The following is a 23,551-nucleotide window of genomic DNA, read 5'->3' on the forward strand; positions in this document are numbered from 1 at the left end:
CGCACCGGGCGCTCAACGTTCCAGCGTGCCGAGCGCGACCACCCACGGCCGGCGACGGTCGTGGATCGGATCGGGGCGCAGTTCGATGCTGGGCTCCGCGAGGCCGTGCGAGGTGAACAGCGCCTCGATCTCCTGCTCGACCGCGGCGGACACGAACACCTCGCCCAGGACCGGGTCGTCGAGCCGCTCGAGGTCGGCCGTGCCGCGGTAGCAGGCGAGGTAGACCGGGCCGCGGTCGACCAGCTCCAGCAGTGCGGCGAAGGTCGGGCGCCAGGCGGCGCGGGGCAGGTGCGTGAACGTGCCCGACAGCCACAACCCACCGAACGAACGCGGGCGGAAGGGCAGGGCGTGCAACGGGGCCCGGACCAACGGGTGGCGCGGCAGGAGCATGCGGGCCTCGCGCAGGGCCCCCATGGCGAGGTCGACGCCCACCGGATGCACCCCGGCGTCACGCAGCAGGCGCAGGTCGTTGGCCGGGCCGCAGCCGGCGTCGAGCACCAGGGCGTCGCGCCGGGCGCGGTCGGCGAACCGACGCACATCGGCCACCGGCCGCTTCAGCCGCAGGGACTGCTGGTAGGCCGGGGCGTGCGCGTCGTAGGCCGCGACGCTCTGCAGCGTCCGCTCGTCGAGGTCCACCCGTGCCCTTGTCGTCGCCGTCGCTGGCCGCGTCGAACGATGCTAGCCCTGTGCGTCGAGGACGTCGGTGGCCGCGGACGCGACCGTCAGCACGGTGTCGAGGCCGGTGAGCTCCAGCAGCGAACGCATGCGCTCCGACGGGGCGGCGAGCACGAACGCGCCCGCGTGGGAGCGCGCCCGCTTGTGCGCGCCGACCAGCACACCGAGCCCCATCGAGTCGATGAACTGCACCCCGGCGACATCGAGCAGCACCTGCGACGCGCCGCCGTACTGCGCCTCGACCAGCACCTGCCGCAGTTGGGGCGCGGTGGCGACGTCGAGCTGACCGGACGCCTCGACGACGGTCCAGTCCTGCTCCTCGCGGGTCGAGGTCCGCAGCAGCTGCACGGTCGGTCTCCTCCTGGGTCCGGTCGGGTCGCCGGCGGCGTGTCCTCGGCGCGGCGGAGGCGAACGGTAGCGGTACCGTCCGACGGCTCGTCGTCCGACCGCGCGCAGGAGGAGCACCGACGGACCCCCGGGACGTGCTGGAGCTGCTCGGCCGCACCTCGGCGTCGGGCGCCGTGCGCGAGCGCGCCTCGCAGGGCGGCGCGTCCAACGACGAGGGACTGGTGCACCTCGCCCGGCTGCCGGCCCGGGCGGCGCGGACCGTCCCGGTGCCCGAGGCACTGCCCGCCGCGGTGCGGGTCCGCCTCGAGCAGGCCGGGATCGACGCGCTCTACGTCCACCAGGAGCAGGCCTGGCGCCGGGCGCGGGCGGGCGAGCACCTCGTGGTCGCCACCGGGACCGCCTCGGGCAAGTCGCTGTGCTACCAGCTGCCGGTGTTCGACCGGCTGCTCGACGACGACCGGGCGGTGGCGCTCTACCTGGCCCCGACCAAGGCACTGGCGCACGACCAGCTGCGGGCGGTACGCGCCTTCCGGCTGCCGCAGGTGCGCGCGGCGGTGGTCGACGGCGACACCCCGGCACCGGAGCGTGAGGCGGTACGGCGCACCGCGAATTGGCTGTTGACCAACCCGGACCTGCTGCACCACGCGCTGCTGCCCAACCACCGCGCGTGGCGGGACCTGCTGCACCGGCTCGCCTTCGTGGTCGTCGACGAGGCCCACGTCGCCCGCGGCGTGTTCGGCGGCCACGTCGCCCTGGTGCTGCGGCGGCTGCGGCGGATCGCCGAGCGCTACGGCGCGGATCCGACCTTCCTGCTCACCAGCGCCACGATCGGCAACCCGGCGGAGCACGCCTCGACGCTGACCGGCGTGGAGGTGGCCGCCATCGTCGAGGACGGCTCGCCGCGCGGGCCCATGGACCTCGGCCTGTGGCAGCCACCGTTCGTCGACCGCGACGAGGCGAGCGGCGAGGGCGGCGAGACGCGCCGGTCGCTGCTGGGCGAGACCGGTGACCTGCTGGCCTCGTTCGTGGCCGCGGACGTGCAGACGCTGGTGTTCACCCGCAGCCGCAAGGGCGCCGAGGTGGTCGCGCTGCAGGCCCGCGAGCGGCTCGGCGACGCCAGCGACGCCGGCGGCGAGCCCCTGGCCGGCAAGGTGGCCGCGTACCGGGCCGGTTATCTCGCCGAGGAACGCCGGGCGCTCGAGGCCGACCTGCGGGCCGGAGCCCTGCGCGGGGTGGCGGCCACCGAGGCGCTCGAGCTCGGCATCGACGTGGCCGGGCTGGACGCGGTGGTCCTCGCGGGCTGGCCGGGGACGACCGCGTCGTTCTGGCAGCGGCTGGGGCGGGCCGGCCGGGCCGGGGGTGCGTCGGCCGGCGTGCTCGTCGCCCAGCAGGACCCGCTGGACCACTACCTGGTCGGCCATCCCGAGGAGCTGCTCTCGCGGCCGCCGGAGGACGCGATCCTGGACCCGTCGAACCCGTACCAGCTCGCCCCGCACCTGCGGTGTGCCTGCCAGGAGTTCCCGCTCGACGACGACGAGGCGGTGGCGTTCTTCGGCCCGTCGGCGCCGGGACTGCTGGCCGACGACGTCGCGGCAGGCAGGTTGCGCCTGCGGGCCGGACGGCACCACTGGGTCTCGCGCCGGCGGGCCAGCGCCGAGGTGGACCTGCGCTCGGCCGGCGGCCGCAACGTACGTATCGTCGACGTCGACACCGGCGCGCTGGTGGGGGACGTCGACGAGGCCCGCGCGCACCGGCAGGTCCACCCCGGCGCGGTCTACCTGCACCAGGGGCGGCAGTACGAGGTCGCCGAGCTCGACCTGGAGCGATCGGTGGCGCTGGCCGCCGAGGCGCCACGGCTGGCGCACACGACCCGGCCGCGCAGCGACACCGACGTTCGCCTGCTGGCCGCGATCGAGGGCGGTCGGTGGGGCGAGATCGAGATCGGGCTCGCCACGGTGGAGGTCACCACGCAGGTGACCGGGTACGAGGTGCTGCGGCTCGGTTCCGACGAGGTGCTCGACCGCGTGGAGCTCGACCTGCCACCGATCGAGCTGCGCACGGTCGCGGTCTGGTACGCGGTCCCCGACGAGTTGCTCGAGGCGGCCGGGGTGCGGATCGCCGCGGTCCCGGGGTCGTTGCACGCCGCCGAGCACGCCGCGATCGGCATGCTGCCGCTGTTGGCGCTGTGCGACCGGTGGGACCTCGGCGGGCTGTCGACGGCGCTGCACCCGGACACGGGGCGACCGAGCGTGTTCGTCTACGACGGCTACGCGGGCGGGGCGGGGTTGGCCGAGCGCTCCTACCGGCGGCTGCCCGAGCACCTGGCCCGGACCCGCGAGACGATCGTTACCTGCCGCTGCTCGCGCGGTTGCCCGTCGTGCGTGCAGTCGCCCAAGTGCGGCAACGGCAACGACCCGCTCGACAAGGCCGGCGCGGTGCGGGTGCTCGACCTGCTGCTGGGCGAGGCGCCGACGAGCTGACCGCTGGCGGCTGGCGGCTGGCGGCTGGCGGCTGGCGGCAGCCGGACACGCGTCGCTCCGCGACGAGGCAGGACCGCGCGGCTCCGCGGCGAGGAAGGACCGCGCGGCTCCGCGGCGAGGGAGGACTGCGCGGCCCGCTGCGCGCGCGGCGGTCAGGGCGGCTCGGCGAGGACCGCGCGCCCCACCGCCTGGACCCGGCCGGCGCCGAAGGACGGCACGAGCAGGCCGGGGACGACGACGCTGACGGTCACCTCGGCCTGTTCGCTTCCGGTCCGGCAGCGACAGGCCTCCAGACGGGCGTCGGCGGCGACGAGCACCCGTTGCGCCTCGGTCGCCGCGTCGAATCCGCCGGCACCGACGTCGACCGACACGGCCGCGAGCGCCGCGGCGTCGGCGGCCTGCTGGGCTCGTGCCGCGGCGACGAGGTAGGCCGCGACGTCGACGAGCGCGATGCCGGCGACGACCGTGACGAACAGCAACAACGGGAACGCGAAGGACGCGAAACCGGCCTCGTCGCCGGCGCGGGACCACCGCCGGGGCAGCCGGGACGACGTGGCGTGCGACGGTGGCCTCATGGCGGCTCCCCCGGCGGCGCGACGGGTGCGAGGTCGGGCGCCGGGCGCGGGCCGGCGTTGGGACCGGCTCCGGACCACCAGGGGTGCCCGTCGGTACCCGGCGCGTCCACGATCGGTTCGACCCGCGCGTGCGCGCGTGCTCGCAGGCGGAAGGTGGTCGGACCGAGGCTGCGGGAGACGGCCGCCGACACGGTGACCACGTCTCCCGACCCGCGGGCCGACGGGGAGACCTGCAGCGACAGGTCCTCGAGTTCGGGCGCGGCGGTCCGCACCGCGGCGTGGACGGTGGCGTCCTCGACCGTCGTCGCCGCGACGCGGGCCCCGACCCGCGTCGCCTCGTGCAGCAGCAGGACGTCCCGCAGGATCGTGACCGTGCCCAGCAGCCCGAGGGTCAGCATGGCCAGCACCGGGAGCACGAACAGCGTCTCGAGCGACATCGATCCGTCCTGGCGGGCGGTCCGCCCACCGTGCCCAGGGCGGCGCCACAGGCGCGACCGGAGACGGTGGACGGACCACGACGGTTCGCCGGTCATGCGCCGACGAGCGAGCGCGCGGCACTGAGCAGCGCGTCGAACAGCTGCGCGACCGCGCCGGTGGAGGCCCAGGTCATGAGCACGCCCGCGATCGAGGCGGCGACGACGGCGAGCAGGCCGTACTCGGTGACGAGCGAGCCCTCCTCGTCGGTCCGACGCTCGACGTCGAGCACGACCGGTGCCGCGACCAGCTGCAGGCGCGGGCGCGGTGCGGTGGTCGACGGGTGCAGGGACCGGCTCAGGGACGGCGCCACCGACGGGACCGCGAGCCCGGGGTCGGTGACGAGCACGGAGCGGTTGGTGGGCACGGGACGGTTGGTGGACACGGGACGGTTGGTGGACACGGGACGGTTGGTGGGGACGGGACGGGACATGAGGGGTTCCTGTTCGTGGTGCGGGATCACGGCAGTGCCTGCCGCAGACCCACCTGCACGATCGGTGCACCGACCAGCAGCAGGGTCGCCGGCAGCAATGCCAGGGCGGTGGGGAAGGTCAGTTGGGCCGGCAGCCGTTCGGCGGCTGCCAGGACCCGTGCGCGCTCGTCGGCACGCAGTTCGCCGGCCAGCCGGCGCAGGGCCGGCACCACGGGGGCGCCGACATCGGTCGCGGCCCGCAGGACCGTGCCGAGACGGGAGACGGCGCTCCCGCCGGCCGGGGGCAGGCCGAGGTCGAGTTCGAAGGCGAGGCCGCGCAGGTCGGCGGCGTGCGCGGGCAGCTGGTCGGCCGTCACGCGCAACGCCTCGCCGGGGGCGACACCGCCGGCCAGCGCCGTGGCCACGAGGTCGGCGGCCTCGTCGACACCGGGCAGCGCTCCCGCAGCAGGCGCCTTGCGACGCCACAGCAACAGCGCGGCACCGATGCCGGCCACCGGGTGCAGCAGGAACCAACCGGTAGCGAGTGCGCCGACGCCGGTGAGCAGCGCCGCCGCACGGGTTCGCGGCGGGCGGGGCGGGGCCCCGACGCGACGGACGATCGCCGCGATCGCCGCGGCCCCCGACGCCAGCAGGGTGAGCCCGATCAGGCCGACGACCCGGCCGACGCCAGAGGTGTAGAAGCCGACCAGGTCGGCGGAGAACAGGCGGCCCATCACCGGGACGAGCACGAACGGGGCGGCGAGCAGGCCGCCGGCGACGGCGCGGGTCTGGGCCGAGGCGACCCCGATGGCCCGCCGGGTGGCCTCGACGTCGTCCTGTGCCGCGGCGGCCACGTCCAACGCCGGCAGCAGTGGGGCGCCGACGGTCCGGGCGACGGCCAGGCCACGCCGGGCACGGGCGGGCAGACGGTCCACGCCCACGGGGGTCAGTCCGGCGGCCGCCTGCAACCGGAGCAGGTCCAGCTGCCCGGTGTCGACCGGCCCGGTGCGCTCGCCGTCGCGGCGTCGGCCGCGCGTCACGAGCGGGCCGAGGCGGTGGGCCTTCACGGGGTCACCGCCCGAACTTCGGCGCCCCCGACGCCGGCGACCACCTCGACGACCTCGGCGACCCGCCGGCGCCCGTCCGGGCCGCGGTCGAGCGCGACGACCAGGTCGAGGGCCGCGGCCACCTGCGCCCGCGCGGCGGACAACGGGATGCCGGCGAGCAACGCCATGCCCTCGAGACGCACGATCGCCTCGGCCGCACCGTTGGCGTGGACGGTGGTCATGGAGCCGTCGTGCCCGGTGTTCATCGCCTGGAGCAGGTCGGCCACCTCTGCTCCGCGGACCTCTCCGACCACCAGCCGGTCCGGCCGCATCCTCAGGGCGTTGCGCACCAGGGTGGCGACGTCGACACCGCCGGCTCCGTCCGGGCTGGCCGGGCGCACCCGCAGGTGCACCGTGTGTGCGGAGGGGCGCCGCAGTTCCGGTGCGTCCTCGATGACGAGCAGCCGGTCGTCGCCGATCCCGGCCAACAGGCGGGCCAGCAGCGTCGTCTTGCCCACGCCGGCGCGACCACACACGACGAGGTTGCGTCGGTCGTCGACCGCCCGCACGAGCAGGTCGCGTTGCGCGCGGGTGACCGACCCGCTCGCCAGCAGCTCCTCCCAGGAGGGCACGACCGCGGGCACGCGCCGCAGGGTCACCAGCGGATGTTCGGACAGCGGCGGCAGCAGCGCGTGGAGACGCACACCGCCGGGCAGCACCGCGTCGGCGAACGGGTGGGAACGGTCGAGGCGCACGCCGAGCGGGCCGAGCACCCGTCGCAGCAGGCGCTCGAGGTGGGCGTCGTCGTCGAAGCGCACGTCGGCGCGCAGCAGTTCGCCGGCGCGCTCGACATGGACGTCGGCCGGGCCGTTGACCATCACGTCGGTCACCGTCGGGTCGCGCAGCAGCGCCTCGAGCGGGCCGAGCCCACCGAGCTCGTCCACGAGGTCACGTACCGCGCGGGCCCAGACGTCGGGTGCCGCCACCACGCCCTCGGCGGCGAGCGCCCGGGCCACCGCCCGCCGCAGCGCGGCGCGGTCGGCGACACCGCTGGTGATCTCCACGTCGGTGCGCAGCCGGGTCGCCACCGCCTGACGGAGTCGGGCGTCGACGAGTTCGGAGGGCGCCGGGCGCGAGACGGTGGTGGCGCGGGCAGCGTCCGGCGCCCGGCCGGTGCGCTGCGGGTCGTCGTGGTGCGGGTCGCGGCGTTGCTGGTCGTTGTCGGTGTCCACCTCGGATCCGTCCCCGCCCCCACGGGGTGTGTGCTGGTGTCGTCGTGCCGACGAGGTCGGCGCGACACCGGCCTACGGCGGGTCGCCCCCACGCACGTGCGTGAGACCGATCAACGGCCGCAACCAGCTTCCGGGCAGCCCGGCCGGGACCCGGCCAAGCAGACCGGCACGGGCCACCCGTGCCGAACGCGGCAGGTGCACCCGACGGCGCGCACCACAGGCTTCCTGCACTGCCGCACGTGGCGCCGGGCCGTTGCCGACGACGACGACCACCGCGGCGGTCGTCCGGCGGGCCGCCGTCAGCCCCGCGGCGTCCGGCCGGGTGACCAGCACGTCGACGTCGTCGTCGACCCCGGCGTCGACCACGGCGACCTCGACGGCGGCGTCCCCGACGACCACCCGGGCCGACGGCCGATGCGGGACCCGGACCGCGCGGGTTCGCGGCACCCCGGGCAGCGCACTGGCCTGCGACCACAGCCCGGTGCCGGCGAGCGCCTCGACGGCGACGTCCCGGACGGCGCCGACCGGAGCGCCGGGGCCGACGACGGCGAGGCTCGCGTGCCCCTGCCAGCCGAACAGACCCGCGAGTGCCGCGACCACGGTCGAGGTACCCACCCCGCCGGCCGCGCCACCGACGCGCAGCAGGCGTCGGTCACCACGCGCATCGGCCGGCACCCGCAGAGCCGTGCGGGCGGCGTCCTCGAGCCGGTCGCGGTCCTGCGGCCAGCACAGGGTCGCCACCGGTCGCAGGTGCACGGCGTGCGCGGCGACCGTCGTCGGGGGGTCGTCGGGCGCGACTAGCAGCACCACCGGTACACCGGCCGGCAGTGGGTCACGCCGGTCGGCGTCGTCGCCCACGTCGGTCAGGCACAGTCGCGGTGGCACCAGCGGTTCGACGACGGCCTCCACCGGCTGCCACCCGAGCACGCCCTCCACCCAGCTGCGGACCCGCTCCGCGTGCGACGAGGACAGCGCCAGCACCACCGGCAGGGCGGTGAGCGGGTCGGGGACCGACGCCGCCTCGACCGACAGCAGCCCGGGCGGCGACGTGACGGTCGGCGACGTGACGGTCGGCGACGTGACGGTCGGCGGCGTGGCGGACGGCGGCGTGGCGGACGGCGACGTGGCGGACGGCGACGTGGCGGACGTCACTCGAGCCTCCGTTCGTCTGGGCTGGTGGACGTCGGGGACCGTACGAGGCCGGGCGGCCTCGTCGGCCGCGAGTTCGCCGCCGGCTGTGGACAGGCGGTGGCGGGCTCGACGGCGCCGGGATCACCACCAGCTGGCAACCGGACGGCACACGCCGGTCGCCGCACCATTCGACGATTCGCAATCGTTGGAGTCGTGGAAGCCGTCGGTCGTTCCAGGACTCCACAGGTCGGCTCGGTACGGCGTGGTCGCCGCCATCCGTGGAGTCGTGGAAGCTGTCGGTCGTTCCACGACTCCACGGATGTTGCACCTCTCCGGCAGGCGCCTCCGACAGTGGGCGGCTGTTCGGAGCCGGGCGGGCGGCGCTACCGTGCCGGTGAGCGACCGAGCGGGAGGGCGACGTCACGAACGGCGACCCCAGCGACGTCACGAACGGCGACCCCAGGGGCGTCACGGTCGGTGACCCCGGTGGCGACACGGGCGAGCGCGGCAGCGCGCCCCGGCGCGTCGCGCTGTTCGTGACCTGTCTCGCCGACACGTTGCGCCCCGAGGTCGGACGCGCGACGGTCACCGTGCTCGAGCGGCTCGGGATCGAGGTGGTGTTCCCGCGTGCGCAGACCTGCTGCGGGCAGGCGCACATCAACACCGGCTACGCCCGCGACGCCCTGCCGCTGGTGCGCAACTTCGTCGACGTCTTCGCCCCGTACGACGCCGTGGTCGCGCCGTCGGGGTCCTGTGTCGGCTCCATCCGCCACCAGCACGCGCTGGTCGCCCGGCAGGCCGGCGACACGGAGCTGGCCGCACGTGCCGAGGAACTGGGACGCCGGACCCACGAGCTCTCGGAGTTCCTCGTGCAGGTGCTGGGGATCACCGACGTCGGGGCCAGCTACCCGCACACCGTGACCTACCACCCGACCTGCCACTCGCTGCGGCTGCTGCGCGTCGGCGACGCTCCCCTGGCGCTGCTGCGGGCGGTGCGGGGCCTGCGGCTGCAGGAACTCGACCGGGCCGACGAGTGCTGCGGTTTCGGGGGCACCTTCGCGATCAAGAACGCCGACACCTCCACCGCGATGCTGGCCGACAAGATGACCCACGTGCTCGCGAGCGGCGCCGAGGTCTGTGCCGCCTCCGACGCCTCGTGCCTGTTGCACATCGGCGGTGGGCTCTCCCGCCTGCGGACCGGGGTGCGCACCGTCCACCTCGCCGAGATCCTCGCCGCCACGGAGGACCCGGTGTGAACCTGCGCGAACCCCTGCCGGTCCACGCCCCACGTGGCGTCGGCATGCTGCGCGAGCAGCAGCCGTTCCCCGACGCGGCCCGCGAGGCCCTGGCCGACGCGCAACTGCGTCGCAACCTCGGCCACGCCACCTCGACCATCCGGACCAAGCGCGCGCGGGTCGTCGACGAGGTCGCGGACTGGGAGGAGCTGCGCCAGGCCGGACGTGACCTCAAGCGCGAGACGCTGGCGCGACTGCCCGAGCTGCTCGAGACCCTCGAGGCGCAGGTGACCGCCCGCGGCGGCACGGTGCACTGGGCCCGCGACGCCAACGAGGCCAACGCGATCGTCACCGGGCTCGTGCGGGCCACCGGCTCCCGGGAGGTGGTCAAGGTCAAGTCGATGGCGACCCAGGAGATCGGGCTGAACGAGGCACTCGAGGACGCCGGCATCACGGCCCTGGAGACCGACCTCGCCGAGCTCATCGTCCAGCTCGCCGCCGACCGGCCGTCACACATCCTCGTGCCGGCCATCCACCGCAACCGCCGCGAGATCCGCGACCTGTTCCTGCGCACCATCCCGGACGTCGACCCGGCACTGTCCGACGACCCCCGGGCACTGGCCGCGACCGCACGCCGCCACCTGCGCGAGCGTTTCCTGCGGGCCCGGGTGGCCGTCTCCGGCGCCAACTTCGGCGTGGCGGAGACCGGGACGCTGGCCGTGGTCGAGTCCGAGGGCAACGGCCGGATGTGCCTGACGCTGCCCCGCACGTTGATCACGGTGATGGGGATCGAGAAGGTCGTGCCCCGCTTCCGCGACCTCGAGGTGTTCCTCCAGCTGCTGCCGCGGTCGTCGACCGGGGAACGGATGAACCCCTACACCTCGCTGTGGACCGGGGTCCACGCGGGCGACGGTCCCGAGGCGTTCCACCTCGTCCTGCTCGACAACGGCCGCACCGCCGTGCTGGCCGACGAGCACGGCCGCGACGCACTGCACTGCATCCGGTGCAGCGCCTGTCTCAACGTCTGCCCGGTGTACGAGCGCACCGGTGGGCACAGCTACGGCTCGGTGTATCCCGGGCCGATCGGCGCGGTCCTCTCGCCGCAGCTGACCGGGGTCGAGGACAACGCCTCGCTCCCCTACGCCTCGTCGCTGTGCGGGGCCTGCTACGACGTCTGCCCGGTGAAGATCGACATCCCCTCCATGCTCGTGCACCTGCGCACGCAGCACGTCGAAGCCCAGCGCGAACGGCGCGTTCCCACCCCCGAGGCGATCGGCATGGCGGCGGCGGCGTGGACGATGTCGGACGCCTCGCGCTGGGAGCAGGCCCAGGCCGCCACCCGCGTCGGTCGCTGGCTCGGACGCCGGGAGGATCGCGACGCCGGACGGATCCGGTCGCTGCCGGGCCCGCTCGCCGCCTGGACGGACCGCCGCGACGCGCCGCGCCCGCCGACCGAGACGTTCCGTGCGTGGTGGGCGCGCGAGCGGGGACACGACGCGTGAGCACCGCGCCCCCACCATCGACGCCCGCCCGCGACGCGGTGCTCGCACGCGTGCGCGCGGCGCTGGGCCCGGACCCGGAGCAGGTCGAGGTCGCCCGCCACTACCGCACCGGGGACACCACGGCACCCGGCGAGGTCGTGCGGCGGTTCGCCGAGCGGGTGGACGAGTACCGCGCGACCGTGCACCGCAGCGACGTGGCCGGCCTGCCGCCGCTGCTCGCGACGATCGTGGGCGTCGCGGCACGGGTCGGGGTGCCGGCCGGACTGCCGGCCGCGTGGACCGACGGGCTGCCTGCCGTCCGCCGCGACGACGGTGGGCTGAGCGTCGCGGCCATCGACGAGCTCGACGCGGTCGTGACCGGTTGCGCCCGGGCGATCGCGGAGACCGGCACGATCGTCCTCGACGGCTCCCCGGACCAGGGGCGGCGGGCACTGACGCTCGTGCCCGACCACCACGTGTGCGTGGTGCCGGTCGACCGCATCGACGCCACGGTCCCGCAGGCGTTCGCCCGGCTGGTGCCGACCCGGCCGCTGACCCTGATCAGTGGACCCTCCGCCACCAGCGACATCGAGCTCGACCGGGTCGAGGGGGTGCACGGGCCGCGACGGCTCGACGTCGTGCTGCTCGACGGCTGATCCCACGCCGCCGCGCGCACGGCGGCCCGCCGGGGCTCGACGCAGGTCGTACCCTGCGCTCACACCGTGCGACCGGCGTGCCGGACGGCACGGTGGACGCGGACGCCGCGAGGGGGAGGACGGCGTGCACCGGGCGAGGACCATCCGTTGCCCGTCCTGTGCTGCCGCGTGGGACCGCGCGACCGCCCGGTTCTGCGGGTCCTGTGGTGACGCGCTACGCGCGACCACACGGACGCCGCGGCGTCGGCCGTCGCGGGCCGTGCGGTGGGCCGCCGCCGCGGGCGCCGGACTGGTCGTCGTGGTGGCCGCCGCCGTGGCCGCCGGCACCGGTGCGCTGCCGACGATCCAGCTGCCCGGTGATCGACCGAGCGCGGACGTCGAGCTCGTCGCCGACGACACGGTGCCCAGCGGCGCACCGCTGAGCGACGAGGAGCGCGCCCGCGTGCTCGCGCCGTTCGACCCGGCCAACCTGCGCTGCGAACCGCGCGGGTGCGAGGCCTGGCGGGTCGAGACCGACGGCGGCGACCCTGGGCACCCCAACGGCGAGGTCGGACGATTCGGCGACCTGGTCGTCGTCGCCGGCCGCGACCGGATCGACGCGCACGACCTCGACACCGGCGAACACCGGTGGAGCACGTCCTGGCCGGCCCGCGCGGACGTTCGGCCGAGGCAGGCGTGGACGCTCATCCTCACCGCCGACGAGGAGCGTCTCGTGCTGGTGCGCCCCGAGAGCGGCGAGGCGATCGGCCTCGACCGCGACGGCACGCTCGCCTGGCACCACGTCAGCGAGCGCCCGGCCTACCACGCGCTCGTCGCCGGCGGTGTCGTCGTCACCGCCGGTCACGGGCTTGGCAGCGACGGCCATCTCGACCCCGGTGACGTCGAGGACCCGACCGGCGACGTCACCGACGACGTCACCGACGACGTCACCGGCGGCGGGGAGGACGACGCGGGCGACACCGGGTACGTCGGCGAACGGCTCACGGCCATCGACGCCACCGACGGCACGGTGCGCTGGACGCGGAACGACCTGCAGGTGTCGCACTCGTCGCAGCAGGCACTGCTCGCGCACGACGGCGACCGCCACGTCCGGCTCGACCCCGGCACCGGCGAGGTCGTCGCCGACCTGCCGGTGTCGGCCGACGCCTGGATCAGCTTCGGGGACGGGACCACGGTCTTCGTCACCGAGCCCGACCTCACCCACCACGTGCTCGACGCCGAGACCCTCGAGGTGCTGGCCACCATCGACGACGCGACCGAACTGACTCCCGTGCTCGGCGAGGAGGCGTTCGTCGGCCTCGGCGGCCCGGCCGACGACGACGCAGCGGACGCGGACGCGTCGCCGGTCCTGCGCCTGTACGAGGCGGACGGGCGGCTGCGCTGGGAACGCCCGCTGCCCGACGAGCTGCGTTCCCGCTCGCTGTGCTGCCCGCAGCCGCGACGGCACGCCGGGGCGCTGGTGCTCGCCACGCAGCAGATGGGCAACCGGAGCGAGTACACGCTGGCGTTCGACGCCGACACCGGCGAGCCGGTCCCCACGGTCGCCGACCTGCTGCCGGGCATGCCCGAGAGCACCTGGTGGCTGTCCCCGGACCTGGCCATCGACCACCGCCCCGAGCGCCTGCGCCTGTGGTTCCGGGGGACGCAGGTGACCGTGCACGGCGACGACGTCTGGCCGGTCAACCTCGAGCCCCCGCTCCTGGTCACCAACGGCCGGACGCTGATGCGCCTCGACCTCGAGGCCGTCGCCGAGCAGCAGTCGATCGGACGCGGTTAACCTGGGGCGGTGCAGCCACCACCATCCGCAGGGGGACCTTCCGCCGTGGGCCGCAACCCCGACCGCGACCGACACGACACGCCGACCGTCGAGGGCCGGCCATCCCTCGACCGGGTGGTGTCCGCCGCCGCCGAGCTGGTCGGGCCCACCACGAGCGCCACGGACGAGACCGAACAGCGCTACGCCCGCCCGGACGCCGACCGCCTCGGCGAGGCGTTCCTGCAGCAGGTCGCCGCGGGGCGCACCGGCGCCAGCGAAGCGGCGTTCTTCGACCTCGACAAGACCATCATCGCCGGCTCGTCGACGCTGGTGATGGGCCGCACGCTGCTGCGTGACGGACTGATCAGTTCCACCACGGTGCTCAAGACCTTCTACGCGCAGGCGGTCTACCAACTCGTCGGGGCCGACCACGACAAGATGGAGCAGATGCGGCACGCCGCCATCGAGCTCACCCGGGGGTGGGAGGCCGCGCGGGTGCGGCGGCTCGTGCGCGAGACCATGGAGACCGTGATCGCCCCGCTGGCCTACGCCGAGGCGCTCGACCTGATCACCCGGCACCAGCGCGCCGGCCGCGACGTCTGGATCGTCTCCTCGTCGGGCGAGGAGATCGTGGAGCCGTTCGCGAACTACCTCGAGGTCCGCGACGTCATCGCGACCCGTTCGGGTATCGACGACACCGGCTGCTACGACGGCACGCTCGAGTTCTACGCCTACGCCGGGGCGAAGGCGACCGCGATCCGGCAGGTCGCCGAGGTCCGCGGCTACGACCTCGACCGGTGCTTCGCCTACTCCGACTCGATCACCGACCTGCCGATGCTCACCGTGGTCGGCAACCCGGTCGCGGTCAATCCGGACCGCGAGCTGCGTGCCGCGGCCACCGCGATGTCGTGGGCCGTGCGCGACTTCCACGCGCCGGTCCGCCTGCGCGACCGTCTGCCCGAGGTCGCCAAGCCGCGCAACGAGGTGCTGGCCGGCGCGGTGGGCGCCATGGCGGTCGGCTTCGCGGTCTGGCGCTTCGTGCTGCGCGGGGACGGCTGAATTCCCGCCAGCCGGGGACTACGTGTAGTCGCGGTGGTAGTTGATGCGGCCGGTGGCGTCGAAGCCGAAGAAGCTCGCCCGCGGCAGGTTGTTCCAGCGCCGGCCGGCAGCCGTGTACGAGATCGTCCACTCCACGCCCAGCGAGGCGCCGTCGGCGGCCTCGATCACCCGCTTGGCCTGCACGGCGAGCTCTTCCTTGCCGCCGAGCCAGTCCTTGAGGTAGGCCTGGATGAGCAGGTTGCCGCGGTGCGGCGGGTTGTAGGGCTCGAGGTACAGCGCGTCGGCCGCATACAGCTGCGGCACCCCCGACACGTCGCTGCTGACGAGCATGCCCGACAGCTGCTCCCACACGTCTGCTGCGTGGCCCACCCGCTCGCCTTTTCCGTGACCAGTCGACCGCCAGATGTTGCGGCGCGAGGATAGTCGCCGCGAGGGCCGCACCGGCGGAATCGGCGGCAACGGCTCGGGTTCGCGCACCTCGGTGGCGGGTCGGGCAGACTCGCGACCGCCTGGTCACCGCCTCGCCACCACCTCGCCACCGCCTCGCACCGCCTCCTGCTGCCGACCGAAGGTCCCGACGTGTCCGCCGAGCCGTTGTCCCGCCTGCCTGCCGAGACCCGGGTGCCCGAGGGCCTCGACGACGTCGCCGAACGGCTCGCCGAGCAGTTGCCGCAGACGCTGGACTGGCTGCGCGAGTTGGTGCGCATCCCCTCGATCAGCGTCCAACCCGAGCACGTGGCCGACTGCCGCCGCTCGGCCGAGGCGACCGCCGACCGGCTCCGCGACGCCGGCCTCGAGGACGTCCGGCTGCTCGAACTCGACGGCACGCACCCGTACGTGACCGGCTCGTGGGTGCACGCCGGCGAGGACGCACCGACGGTGCTGCTCTACGCCCACCACGACGTCCAACCGGTCGGCACGCCCGACCGCTGGAGTTCGGCACCGTTCGCGCCGACCGAGCGCGACGGCCGGTTGTACGGGCGCGGATCGGCCGACGACAAGGCGGGCATCCTCGCCCACGTCGCGGCGATCCGCGCCTGGCTCGACGCCCGCGGGTCGCTGCCGGTCAACGTCAAGGTGGTGGTCGAGGGCGAGGAGGAGATCGGCTCGCCCAACCTGCAGCGGTTCCTCGCGCGCCACGGTGCAGCGTTGCAGGCCGACGTGATCGTGCTCACCGACCTGACGAACTGGCAGGTCGGCTGGCCCGGACTCACCTATGCGCTGCGCGGCATGGCGGACGTGACCGTGACGGTGCGCGCCATGCAGCAACCGGTGCACTCGGGGATGTGGGGCGGCGTGGTCCCCGACGCGCTGACGGGCACGGTGCGGCTGCTCGCGAGCCTGCACGACGACACCGGCGCCATCGCCGTGGCCGGGTTCGAGGACGACGTGCGCCCGCTGGGCGAGGACGAGCGCGCCCGGCTGGCGGAGCTCGAGGGGGACGGGGTCGCGCTCGCCGAGGACTTCCGCCGCGACGCCCGCCTGGTGCCGGGCGCCGGGTTCGTGGGCGACGACCGTCGCACGGTCCTCGAACGGCTGTGGATGCGGCCCACCATCACCCCGACCGGCATGGACGTGCCGGCGGTGGCCGACGCCGCCAACACGCTGCTCGCGCAGGTGCGCACGAAGCTGTCGTGCCGGCTCGCTCCCGGGCAGGACCCCGAGCGGGCGCTGGCGGCGCTGCGCCGCCACCTCGAGGCGAACGTGCCGTGGGGGCTCGAGGTCGAGGTGGTCTTCGGGGAGCGCAACCCGGCCTGGGTGACCGAGCCCGGCGGTCCGGCCTGGGACGCCGCCGTCGCGGCGATGACGGCCGCGTACGGCCGTGCCCCCGCCGCGATGGGCTGCGGCGGCTCGATCCCGTTCGTCGAGCCGTTCAGCGACGCGTTCGGTGGCGCGCCGTGCCTGCTCGTCGGGGTGGAGGACCCCGGTTCCAACGCCCACGGCGAGGACGAGTCGCTCCACCTCGAGGACTTCGCCAAGGCCTGCCTGACCGAGGCGTTCCTGCTGGCCGGCCTGGCCGAGGTCCCGACCGCCTGAAGGCCGCAGCGACGTCGCCGCCGGGTCGTCGCCGCCGGGAGGCGTGGTGGTCAGCGGCGGGTCTGCCGGTCCGTGCGGCGTCCCGTCGCCCGCAGGCGGCCATCGGGACGCGCACGGCCACGGCGGCGTCGGCGGGCGCGCGTGGCGTCGACCGAGCGCCGCAGCTCGGCGTGCCTGGTATCGGTCTGTGCCTGCAGGTCCTGGTCCACCATGGGGGAATCCTTCGCTCGTCCGGCGTCGCCCGGGATCGTGATCCCGGTGGCGTCCGGCCTCGTGTGCGTCCGCGGCTCGTCGAGCGAGCCGTTCGACGTCCATCGAACCACTTCGTACGACGCGTGTCGAACGCTACTCCCCTGACCATTTGGCCTCCGTCGAACCAGGGTGGCGGATGCCGTTCGAGACCGCTCGACAGGCGGTGGGGCGGATACGCTGCGGGCGTCCGAAAGCCGTCAGAGAGCCGCCATGCGACTGGTCGACCTCCGCGCCGGCGGGCGTGTGCCCACCCCCGCGGTCGAGGTGCGCGCGTCCAGCGGCGCCGAGCTGTTGCGCTGCGCGGGCGTGCTCATCACCGACGACCCCGACGCGTTCGACGTCGGACCCGAGCGCATCGCCGCCGTCCGGGCGCGTACGCCCGACGACCTGCTCGACGAACTGCGGGCGCTCTCGGGCGACCGTGGCGACAAGGCGCTGCTGCTGCTCGCCGAGGCGGGCGCCGTCGTGCCGGCCCCGGGCACGGTCCAGCAGATCCGCGAGGCGCTGCACGACGATCCGATGCTGCCGTGGCGGCTGCTGGCGGCCAACCTCGTGTTCTCCGACCACTACCACGACGGCCCGAACCCGGTCGAGCTCGTGCAACGGGTGCTGGACGGCGACGAGGACGCCCTCGAGGCGCTGCGCGCGATGGATGCCGCCGGACAATGCCCCGCCGAGCTCGAGGTGCTGCTGCGGACCAGCCCGGCCGACTACCGCGACCGGCTCGTCGCCGCCATCGACCGGTTCGAGTCCGAGGTGTTCCGCGACCTGCAGGACGAGGCGATGGGCGCCATCGAACGTGACGTGCTGCACCGCCGGCGCCAGCTCGACGACGAGGTCCCGCCCGCCGAGGTCGTTCTCGAGGCCACCAACGGCTACGAGCTGCCCGAGGACGACCGCACGCTGCGGCGGGTGGTGCTGCTGCCGAGCTTCTGGTTCCGACCGTGGCTGATCCTCGGCCGCCTCGACGAGGTCGAGGTCCTGTCCACCCCGGTGGCCGACCAGTTCGTCGCGCTGCCCAGCGAGGCACCGCCGCCGAGCCTGGTGAAGCTGGCCAAGGCACTGGGTGACGAGGGCCGTCTTCGGCTGCTGCGCCGCATGAGCGGTGGGCCGATCATGCTGGCCGACGCCATGGAGGAGCTCGAGGTCGCCAAGGCCACCGCACACCACCATCTCGCGCTGCTGCGCCAGGCCGGACTGGTCAGCCTGCGCGAGGAGGGACGACGGACCCAGTACGGCCTGCGGGGCGACCCGGCCGACACCGCCGCCGAGGCCCTGGCGCGCTACCTGCGCGCCCCCGGCTGGCGCGACGGGGACACGGCCGTGGACGGCGGCTGACGTCGTTCCCCGTCCCGCCCGGCGGCGGGCGGTGCACCGCTCACACGACGAGCGCGATCGCGCCGACGTAGAGCAGCAGGACGACGACCGACTCGACGCCGATGTTGCCCACGCCGTGGCGTTCGCGACGCAACAGCCCGAGGGTGATCACGGCGGTCGCCACCAGCGCCAGCGCGGTCACCAGCGGCGCGCTGCTCCCGACCGCCGCGTACACCGATCCGTCGCGGTAGGCGATGTCGGCGACGACGACGAGCAGCGTGTCGAAGGTGTTGCCGCCGATCACGTTGCCGACCGCCAGGGTCAACGCACCGGCACGGATCGCCGCGATGGACACCACCAGTTCCGCCAGCGACGAGCCCACACCGGTCAGGAACACCCCGACGGCCGCCTCGTTCCAACCGGCCTGCGACACCAGCGACTCGCCGGCCACCGCCAGGGTGATGCCGGCGCCGGCCAGCACCGCCGCGAGGCCGGCGAAGGCGCCCCACAGGCGCGCGGGGGCCCCGTCGTCGGACACCGGTTCGTCGGGGACGTCGAGCGTCGTCTCCTCGGTCTCGACCGCCCGCCACATCGGCGCCTGCGAGGTCTCGGTGACCAGCCGCAGCCCGTAGCCGTACACCACCAACAGGACCAGCGACCCCGGGTGCACCCCGAGCACGGCGCCCTCCGGGGCGGTGAACAGCACCATCACGCCCCCGAGCAGGGTGATCAGCAACGTGCCCTGCACGAGGTTGGGCAGCGACGCGGCGGCGTGCTCGAGGTTGGCCCGCCGGTAGGTCAGGTCGGCGATCGCCAGGAACGCGGTCTGCCCGAGCACCCCGCCCAGCGCGTTGCCGACCGCGAGCTCCGCGAACCCGCGGACGGCCGGCAGGGCGGTGGCGAGGATGTCGGGCAGCGAGGTCGCCGCGCCCACCAGCACCGCTCCGACGAACGCCTCGCCGAGGCCGGTGACGTCGGCGAGACGATCGGCGACCCGCACCATCCGCGGTCCGGCCAGCGCGATGGCGCCCGCGGCGAGCGCGAGCGCGAGCAACGCCACGGGAAGGGAAAGGATGGGCATGGCCGCGGACCCTAGGCCAGCGCCGACCTCCCGCCGGCGGCCCCGCCCGTCCGCCCGGCAGGGACGTCCGCCTAGACTGCCGTCCGTACCCCTGGCTGCCAGGGGTGGGGAGGCGTCCGGACGCCTGGTGGGTCCCGCGGCCTTCAACGCCGACGAGAGGGCGCTCGGCGCCCTCTGGCGGGTTCGATTCCCGTCCGCCTCCGCGACGCGGTCGGCCGCCGCGGACGCGAGGTCCGCGGCGGCCGACGGGCGACGGCGGGCGACGGGCGACGGCGGGCGACGGCGCACGGCCAGGTCGCCGGTCAGACCCCGAGGTCGCGGTGCCGGTAGCGGACCAGCCCGGCGAGCGCCGCCACCACGGCCAGTGCGGCGAGCAGGGACAGACCCACGCCGTCGAAGCCCTCGACGAGCGGGTCCTCGCCGAGGTACCACGACCACGGCGAGACGGCGGTCAGCCAGCCGAGCCCGTCCACCATCGGGCCGATCGCGTCGGCGACGAAGGCGAGCACGGCGACCCCGGCCGCGGTGCCGAGGGCGATCCCGCGTCGGCCGGTCGCGGCACCGACGGCGACGGCGAGCGTCCCCAGCGCGAGGCCGAGCAGGAGCAGTCCGACCGAGCCGGCGAGGACGTTGACCGTCGCCAACTCCATGTCGAGCACGGCGATCAGCCCGACGGTGGTCGCGAACACCACCGCGGCGAGCAGCAGCACGCCGAGCCACAGGGCGGCCAGCCGTTCGAGGTAGACCTGCGTCCGGCTGACCGGCGAGGTCAGCTCGAGCTCGAGCGTGCCGTCCTCCTCCGCACCGGCCAGCGTGCGGGCCCCCCAGCCGATGGCGAAGACCAGCAACAGGGCCGGACCGAGGATGCCGAACACGGTCGAGCCCAGGTAGCCGCCGGAGGTGCCGATCTGGTCGTAGCCGAGCGCGCTGACGAGTCCCTCGGGCAGGTTCTCGACGAACACGTCGAGGTCGGCGCCCTCGCCCATGGCGGGATAGAAGCTGACGTAGACGGCCGTGATCGCGGCCAGGGCCACCGACCACAGCAGCAGCGAGCGTCGCCGGTCGCGCAGCACGCCGCGCAGGACGGCGAGCGGCGGCGCGGTGTCCGTGGCGTCGGCACCGGTCCGGGGCAGGGTGTCAGCGGCCATGGGCGGCCACCTCCTCGCGCTCGGCCACCGGGTCGACCGGCAGCCGGTAGAAGTCGAGGAACAGGTCCTCGAGCTCGCGGTCCTGGGCGGACCACCCGCGCACGTGGTGGCGGGCGGCCACCTTCAGCAGGGCGTCGGGCTCGCCGCGCAGCAGGCAGGTCAGCTGCCCGCCGTCGAGACGGACGTCCTCGACGCCGGGCAGGCCGTGGAACTCCTCGACGGCGACGTGGTCACCGAAGTGCAGCACCACCTGCTGGCCGGCGTGGTGGCGCAGGGTGCCCACGTCGTCGGTGTCGACGATCTCGCCGGCCCGGATGATGGCGACCCGGCCGGCGACGTCCTCGACCTCCGAGAGCACGTGCGAGGACATCAGCACGGTGGCGCCGCGGTCGCGGGCCTCGCGCACCAGGTCGAGGAACTCGCGCTGGAGCAGCGGGTCGAGGCCGCTGGTCGGTTCGTCGAGGATCAGCAGCTCGGGCGCGTGCACGAAGGCCTGGATCACGCCGATCTTCTGCTTGTTGCCCTTCGACAGGCCACGGATCGGCCGGTCGAGGTCGAGCCCGAACCGCTCGGCGAGCGGCGCGATCGCGTCGCGGCCGGCGCCGCCACGCAGGCTGACGAGGTAGGCGAGCTCCTCCCCGGCGGTGCGCTGCCCCGCCATCGTCAGCTCGCCCGGGAGGTAGCCGATGCGGGCGCGCAGGGACGGGCCGGCCGTGGCCGGCGTCCGGCCGAGCACCTCGACGCGTCCGGCGGTGGGGCGCAGCAGGTCGAGCAGGATGCGGATGGTGGTCGACTTCCCGGCACCGTTGGGGCCGAGGAACCCGAACACCTCGCCGCGTCGCACCTCCAGGTCCACGCCCTGCAGGGCCCGGAACGGCGCCGTGCGCTTCCAGGGCGGACCGCTGCCGGCGTAGTCCTTCACCAGACGCTCTGCGCGGATCGCCACGTCGGTCATGATCCGTCCTCCCGGGCAGGGTGTGACATCGACGCCTGGATGGCGTCGTAGGCCTGGCGCGTCAGCAGGCCCTCGCCGAACAGCTCGAGGGCCGGCAGGAAGTAGTCGGTCGCGGCCTGCGGGTCGCCGAGCAGGTCGACGTCGAGCAGCCGCCGGGTGTGCTCGTGCAGGACCAGCGCACCGAGGGACCACAGGGTGAGCACGGCGGCGCGGCCGTAGGGGTGGTCGCTCGGGGTGAGCATCCCGGCGTCCACCCCGGTCTGCAGGTAGCCGACCGCGTCGGCGACCATCTCGTCGATCAGTTCCGCGACGTGCGGGGAACCGTCGACGAGCGTGCGCGCGAGGTAGGGCAGCAGCGGCGGCCCCTCGCGGTAGACGCGGAAGGCGGCGAGCGGGTCGAGGCTCGGGCCCTCGGCCATCGCCGTGACCTTCTGCTCGCGAACCAGGGCGGCGACGTGCTGGTCGCACGCGACCCGCAGGGCGTCCTTCGAGCCGAAGTGGTGGATCACCAGCGCCGGCGACACCCGGGCCGCCTTGGCGATGGCCCGCACCGAGGTCGCGGCGACACCCGACTCGGCGAAGCAGCGGATGGCCGTGTCCCGGATCCGCGCCCGCGCCGTGCGGTCGGCATCCGTCTCGCCCGTCGGCGGGCCCGCCTCGACTGAACTCATGTTCAGTACGCTAAACACATGTTCAGTTGTCGTCAAGAGCGACGCGGACGTACGGCCGAAGCGGCCGTCGGCGGTGACCAGTCCGGCCCCACGCTCCGGCCAGCTCCCCCCGCAACCCCCACGAGGAACCGCGGCGATCCGATCTAGAGCACGGCGTCGACGGCGGCGGCGACGAAGACGACCGCCACGTAGATCGTCGAGTAGTGGAACAGCTTCATGGCGTCGCCGATGGTGCGGGTGCGGCGCAGGCGGTGGGCGAGCACGAGCCAGCCGGCGGTCATACCGAGCGCGACGACGGCGAACATCCACCCGAGACCGGCACCGACGACGGTGAGCAGCACGATCGACAGCAGCAGGTAGCTGTAGAGCAGGATGTGACGGGTGGCCTCGTCGTTGCCGTGGACGACGGTGAGCATCGGCAGCCCGGCGCGGGCGTAGTCCTCGCGGTACTTCATCGCCAGGGCCCAGAAGTGCGGCGGCTGCCACCAGAACATCAGGGCGAACAGCAGCCAGGGGGTCGGGTCGGCAAGGGTCGCGCCCGGCACGGCCACCCAGCCGGTGAGCACGGGCACGCAGCCGGCGGCGCCGCCGATGACGACGGCCTGACTGGTGCGCCGCTTGAGCCCGAGGGTGTAGACGAACACGTAGAACAGGATCGCGGAGGTGGCCAGCAGCGCGGCGGTGAGATTGACGAACCCCCACAGCCACGCGAAGCCGGCCACGCCGAGCACCAGCCCGAGCCGCAGCGCGTGCCCCTGGGGCACCTCGTCGGTGGCGGTGGGGCGCGCCGAGGTGCGCGCCATGATCCGGTCGATGTCGCGGTCGATCTCGTTGTTGAGCGCGTTGGCGCTGCCGGCCGACATCGTTCCGCCGAGCACGGTCGCGATCACGAGCCAGGTACCCGGCCAGCCGCGCGCGGCGACCACCATGGACGGCACGGTGGTGACCAGCAGCAGTTCGATGATGCGCGGCTTGGTGACCAGCAGGTAGCGACGCAGGGTCGCCCGCCGGGACTCGTAGCGTCCGGCCGTGTGCATCGGACCGACCGCTGCCGCGCGAGGTTCGTCCCCAGCGGCCGTTGCGTCGCCGGTACCGGGGGTGACGCCGCCCCGGCCGGAGGCGGTGGAGCTCACGGTCGCCCTCCGGGCGCCCGCGCCTCGCGCCACATGCGCACCCCCAGCACGGCGAGCACGACGCCGGCACCGATGGCGGCGGCGTACAGCACGGCGTGGACGGCCACGAACGCGGCCGAGAAGTCCCCGGCGTCCCGGACGAGGTTGTTGATGCGGGTGCCCCACAGCCAGAACTGGAACAGCGCCAGCACGAGCAGGATGACGGCGCGGCGGCGGTGGACGGCGACGGGTGTGGCGACCACGGTGTCGGCGCCAGCGGCGACGTTCCGCGAGGAAGGGGCGGAGGTCGACACGATGCGGTCCGTTGACGGCGCGGAGGGGGCCGACCCCAGGGTATTCGTAGTTCCGGTCCTGCGGCGACCCGGGGGTCTGGAGGCGCGCTGGCAGGGGTACCCTC

General features: G+C 74.7%; 24 protein-coding genes and 1 tRNA gene. 9 read left to right on the top strand and 16 right to left on the bottom strand.

Annotated elements, in window-relative coordinates; all coding sequences use genetic code 11:
• Positions 1–12: 12 nt before the first annotated feature.
• Together ELR47_RS17835 and ELR47_RS18545 are read right to left on the bottom strand one after the other, a co-directional pair.
• The gene (locus ELR47_RS17835) at positions 13–636 is read right to left on the bottom strand and encodes a class I SAM-dependent methyltransferase (RefSeq protein WP_130651099.1); all 624 of its coding nucleotides are present in this window, start codon (positions 634–636) and stop codon (positions 13–15) included.
• Between the two features lie 42 nt (positions 637–678).
• Positions 679–1,023, bottom strand: a complete 345-nt coding sequence (locus ELR47_RS18545; RefSeq protein ID WP_165404180.1) for an STAS domain-containing protein — start codon at positions 1,021–1,023, stop codon at positions 679–681.
• Between the two features lie 134 nt (positions 1,024–1,157).
• Between ELR47_RS18545 and ELR47_RS17845 the strand changes: the two genes are divergently transcribed.
• On the top strand, positions 1,158–3,503 hold the full coding sequence (locus tag ELR47_RS17845; protein ID WP_130651101.1) for a DEAD/DEAH box helicase: 2,346 nt from the start codon (positions 1,158–1,160) through the stop codon (positions 3,501–3,503).
• A gap of 152 nt (positions 3,504–3,655) precedes the next feature.
• Here the strand turns inward: ELR47_RS17845 and ELR47_RS17850 are convergent, their stop codons facing one another.
• From ELR47_RS17850 to ELR47_RS17875, 6 genes are all read right to left on the bottom strand, one after another.
• Positions 3,656–4,078, bottom strand: a complete 423-nt coding sequence (locus ELR47_RS17850) for a pilus assembly protein TadG-related protein (protein ID WP_130651102.1) — start codon at positions 4,076–4,078, stop codon at positions 3,656–3,658.
• Positions 4,075–4,515 (bottom strand): TadE family type IV pilus minor pilin, encoded by a 441-nt coding sequence (locus ELR47_RS17855; protein ID WP_130651103.1) that lies wholly within the window; start codon positions 4,513–4,515, stop codon positions 4,075–4,077. The genes ELR47_RS17850 and ELR47_RS17855 overlap by 4 nt, the downstream gene beginning before the upstream one ends.
• 92 nt (positions 4,516–4,607) lie before the next feature.
• The gene (locus ELR47_RS17860) at positions 4,608–4,985 is read right to left on the bottom strand and encodes a hypothetical protein (RefSeq protein WP_130651104.1); all 378 of its coding nucleotides are present in this window, start codon (positions 4,983–4,985) and stop codon (positions 4,608–4,610) included.
• Positions 4,986–5,011: 26 nt separating this feature from the next.
• Positions 5,012–6,031: a type II secretion system F family protein gene (locus ELR47_RS17865; RefSeq protein WP_130651105.1), complete on the bottom strand. Its 1,020-nt coding sequence runs from the start codon at positions 6,029–6,031 to the stop codon at positions 5,012–5,014.
• The gene (locus tag ELR47_RS17870; RefSeq protein ID WP_130651106.1) at positions 6,028–7,242 is read right to left on the bottom strand and encodes a TadA family conjugal transfer-associated ATPase; all 1,215 of its coding nucleotides are present in this window, start codon (positions 7,240–7,242) and stop codon (positions 6,028–6,030) included. Before ELR47_RS17870 ends, ELR47_RS17865 begins: the two co-directional genes overlap by 4 nt.
• A 72-nt stretch (positions 7,243–7,314) precedes the next feature.
• The gene (locus tag ELR47_RS17875; RefSeq protein WP_130651107.1) at positions 7,315–8,394 is read right to left on the bottom strand and encodes a hypothetical protein; all 1,080 of its coding nucleotides are present in this window, start codon (positions 8,392–8,394) and stop codon (positions 7,315–7,317) included.
• A gap of 515 nt (positions 8,395–8,909) precedes the next feature.
• Between ELR47_RS17875 and ELR47_RS17880 the strand changes: the two genes are divergently transcribed.
• The 5 genes from ELR47_RS17880 to ELR47_RS17900 all read left to right on the top strand — a co-directional run bounded on the left by ELR47_RS17880 (position 8,910) and on the right by ELR47_RS17900 (position 14,560).
• A complete protein-coding gene (locus ELR47_RS17880; protein ID WP_229730623.1) occupies positions 8,910–9,629 on the top strand; it encodes a (Fe-S)-binding protein in 720 nt (239 codons plus the stop codon).
• A 44-nt stretch (positions 9,630–9,673) separates the two neighbouring features.
• Entirely contained in the window at positions 9,674–11,110 is a 1,437-nt protein-coding gene (locus ELR47_RS17885) for a LutB/LldF family L-lactate oxidation iron-sulfur protein (RefSeq protein ID WP_130651494.1), read from the top strand.
• A complete protein-coding gene (locus ELR47_RS17890) occupies positions 11,107–11,745 on the top strand; it encodes a LutC/YkgG family protein (RefSeq protein ID WP_130651109.1) in 639 nt (212 codons plus the stop codon). The genes ELR47_RS17885 and ELR47_RS17890 overlap by 4 nt, the downstream gene beginning before the upstream one ends.
• A 259-nt stretch (positions 11,746–12,004) precedes the next feature.
• On the top strand, positions 12,005–13,522 hold the full coding sequence (locus tag ELR47_RS17895) for an outer membrane protein assembly factor BamB family protein (protein ID WP_165404181.1): 1,518 nt from the start codon (positions 12,005–12,007) through the stop codon (positions 13,520–13,522).
• A 45-nt stretch (positions 13,523–13,567) separates the two neighbouring features.
• Complete coding sequence (locus ELR47_RS17900) at positions 13,568–14,560, top strand: HAD family hydrolase (RefSeq protein ID WP_205745354.1); 993 nt, start codon at positions 13,568–13,570, stop codon at positions 14,558–14,560.
• Between the two features lie 18 nt (positions 14,561–14,578).
• Here the strand turns inward: ELR47_RS17900 and ELR47_RS17905 are convergent, their stop codons facing one another.
• Positions 14,579–14,929, bottom strand: coding sequence for a nuclear transport factor 2 family protein (locus ELR47_RS17905; RefSeq protein ID WP_130651111.1), 351 nt, complete (start codon positions 14,927–14,929; stop codon positions 14,579–14,581).
• 210 nt (positions 14,930–15,139) lie between these two features.
• Here ELR47_RS17905 and ELR47_RS17910 point away from each other — a divergent pair, with 210 nt between their 5' ends.
• Complete coding sequence (locus tag ELR47_RS17910) at positions 15,140–16,597, top strand: M20/M25/M40 family metallo-hydrolase (protein ID WP_205745355.1); 1,458 nt, start codon at positions 15,140–15,142, stop codon at positions 16,595–16,597.
• Between the two features lie 50 nt (positions 16,598–16,647).
• On the opposite strand, the gene ELR47_RS18550 is transcribed toward ELR47_RS17910, so the two are convergent.
• On the bottom strand, positions 16,648–16,809 hold the full coding sequence (locus ELR47_RS18550; protein WP_165404182.1) for a hypothetical protein: 162 nt from the start codon (positions 16,807–16,809) through the stop codon (positions 16,648–16,650).
• Between the two features lie 250 nt (positions 16,810–17,059).
• Here ELR47_RS18550 and ELR47_RS17915 point away from each other — a divergent pair, with 250 nt between their 5' ends.
• Positions 17,060–18,187 carry an ArsR/SmtB family transcription factor gene (locus ELR47_RS17915; protein ID WP_130651112.1) on the top strand — a complete coding sequence of 376 codons (1,128 nt, stop codon included), beginning with the start codon at positions 17,060–17,062 and terminating at the stop codon, positions 18,185–18,187.
• Positions 18,188–18,227: 40 nt separating this feature from the next.
• On the opposite strand, the gene ELR47_RS17920 is transcribed toward ELR47_RS17915, so the two are convergent.
• Positions 18,228–19,247, bottom strand: a complete 1,020-nt coding sequence (locus tag ELR47_RS17920) for a sodium:calcium antiporter (protein WP_130651113.1) — start codon at positions 19,245–19,247, stop codon at positions 18,228–18,230.
• 108 nt (positions 19,248–19,355) lie between these two features.
• Here ELR47_RS17920 and ELR47_RS18555 point away from each other — a divergent pair.
• Positions 19,356–19,450 (top strand) — tRNA-Sec (locus tag ELR47_RS18555).
• Positions 19,451–19,549: 99 nt separating this feature from the next.
• Here ELR47_RS18555 and ELR47_RS17925 read toward each other — a convergent pair.
• The 5 genes from ELR47_RS17925 to ELR47_RS18560 form a co-directional block, all read right to left on the bottom strand.
• On the bottom strand, positions 19,550–20,395 hold the full coding sequence (locus tag ELR47_RS17925) for an ABC transporter permease subunit (protein ID WP_130651114.1): 846 nt from the start codon (positions 20,393–20,395) through the stop codon (positions 19,550–19,552).
• Positions 20,385–21,350 carry an ABC transporter ATP-binding protein gene (locus tag ELR47_RS17930; protein WP_130651115.1) on the bottom strand — a complete coding sequence of 322 codons (966 nt, stop codon included), beginning with the start codon at positions 21,348–21,350 and terminating at the stop codon, positions 20,385–20,387. The genes ELR47_RS17925 and ELR47_RS17930 overlap by 11 nt, the downstream gene beginning before the upstream one ends.
• Positions 21,347–22,021: a TetR/AcrR family transcriptional regulator gene (locus tag ELR47_RS17935; RefSeq protein ID WP_130651116.1), complete on the bottom strand. Its 675-nt coding sequence runs from the start codon at positions 22,019–22,021 to the stop codon at positions 21,347–21,349. The genes ELR47_RS17930 and ELR47_RS17935 overlap by 4 nt, the downstream gene beginning before the upstream one ends.
• Positions 22,022–22,164: 143 nt before the next feature.
• Positions 22,165–23,058 (bottom strand): heme o synthase, encoded by an 894-nt coding sequence (locus tag ELR47_RS17940; protein ID WP_130651117.1) that lies wholly within the window; start codon positions 23,056–23,058, stop codon positions 22,165–22,167.
• Positions 23,059–23,150: 92 nt separating this feature from the next.
• Complete coding sequence (locus tag ELR47_RS18560; RefSeq protein WP_165404183.1) at positions 23,151–23,447, bottom strand: hypothetical protein; 297 nt, start codon at positions 23,445–23,447, stop codon at positions 23,151–23,153.
• Positions 23,448–23,551 lie beyond the last annotated feature (104 nt).

The sequence above is a fragment of the Egicoccus halophilus genome (assembly GCF_004300825.1).
Taxonomy (GTDB): domain Bacteria; phylum Actinomycetota; class Nitriliruptoria; order Nitriliruptorales; family Nitriliruptoraceae; genus Egicoccus; species Egicoccus halophilus.